Genomic DNA, 1,737 nt, shown 5'->3' with positions numbered 1-1,737 from the left:
TCTATCAGACAATCTGTGTGAGCACTACGCGGGTTTGTATCTTTTAGGTAAGGAGGTGATCCAACCGCAGGTTCCCCTACGGTTACCTTGTTACGACTTCACCCCAGTCATGAATCACAAAGTGGTAAGCGCCCTCCCGAAGGTTAAGCTACCTACTTCTTTTGCAACCCACTCCCATGGTGTGACGGGCGGTGTGTACAAGGCCCGGGAACGTATTCACCGTAGCATTCTGATCTACGATTACTAGCGATTCCGACTTCATGGAGTCGAGTTGCAGACTCCAATCCGGACTACGACGCACTTTATGAGGTCCGCTTGCTCTCGCGAGGTCGCTTCTCTTTGTATGCGCCATTGTAGCACGTGTGTAGCCCTACTCGTAAGGGCCATGATGACTTGACGTCATCCCCACCTTCCTCCAGTTTATCACTGGCAGTCTCCTTTGAGTTCCCGGCCGAACCGCTGGCAACAAAGGATAAGGGTTGCGCTCGTTGCGGGACTTAACCCAACATTTCACAACACGAGCTGACGACAGCCATGCAGCACCTGTCTCAGAGTTCCCGAAGGCACCAATCCATCTCTGGAAAGTTCTCTGGATGTCAAGAGTAGGTAAGGTTCTTCGCGTTGCATCGAATTAAACCACATGCTCCACCGCTTGTGCGGGCCCCCGTCAATTCATTTGAGTTTTAACCTTGCGGCCGTACTCCCCAGGCGGTCGACTTAACGCGTTAGCTCCGGAAGCCACGCCTCAAGGGCACAACCTCCAAGTCGACATCGTTTACGGCGTGGACTACCAGGGTATCTAATCCTGTTTGCTCCCCACGCTTTCGCACCTGAGCGTCAGTCTTTGTCCAGGGGGCCGCCTTCGCCACCGGTATTCCTCCAGATCTCTACGCATTTCACCGCTACACCTGGAATTCTACCCCCCTCTACAAGACTCAAGCTTGCCAGTTTCGAATGCAGTTCCCAGGTTGAGCCCGGGGATTTCACATCCGACTTAACAAACCGCCTGCGTGCGCTTTACGCCCAGTAATTCCGATTAACGCTTGCACCCTCCGTATTACCGCGGCTGCTGGCACGGAGTTAGCCGGTGCTTCTTCTGCGAGTAACGTCAATCACTAAGGTTATTAACCTTAATGCCTTCCTCCTCGCTGAAAGTACTTTACAACCCGAAGGCCTTCTTCATACACGCGGCATGGCTGCATCAGGCTTGCGCCCATTGTGCAATATTCCCCACTGCTGCCTCCCGTAGGAGTCTGGACCGTGTCTCAGTTCCAGTGTGGCTGGTCATCCTCTCAGACCAGCTAGGGATCGTCGCCTAGGTGAGCCATTACCCCACCTACTAGCTAATCCCATCTGGGTTCATCTGATGGCAAGAGGCCCGAAGGTCCCCCTCTTTGGTCTTGCGACGTTATGCGGTATTAGCTACCGTTTCCAGTAGTTATCCCCCTCCATCAGGCAGATCCCCAGACATTACTCACCCGTCCGCCGCTCGTCACCCAGGAGCAAGCTCCCTGTGCTACCGCTCGACTTGCATGTGTTAGGCCTGCCGCCAGCGTTCAATCTGAGCCATGATCAAACTCTTCAATTTAAAAGTGTTTGATGCTCAAAGAATTAAAACTGTTTATAAAATCAGTAGTCACTCTTCAAGACTTGATATTTTGTTGCATCCGAAGATGCTGAGATATCAATCCTGCGAGTGCCCACACAGATTGTCTGATAAATTGTTAAAGAGCAGTG

At 52.3% G+C, this 1,737-nt stretch carries 1 rRNA gene; it reads right to left on the bottom strand.

The window, feature by feature from the left end:
- Positions 1 to 48: 48 nt before the first annotated feature.
- Positions 49 to 1,588: ribosomal RNA gene (locus ACE38U_RS22345) — 16S ribosomal RNA — on the bottom strand.
- Positions 1,589 to 1,737: the final 149 nt, after the last annotated feature.

Source organism: Cedecea selenatireducens, assembly GCF_042138895.1.
In the GTDB taxonomy this organism is placed as follows: domain Bacteria; phylum Pseudomonadota; class Gammaproteobacteria; order Enterobacterales; family Enterobacteriaceae; genus Cedecea; species Cedecea selenatireducens.
Note: the sequence above shows the minus strand (reverse complement) of the source record. Positions and strands in the feature narration are given on the sequence as shown.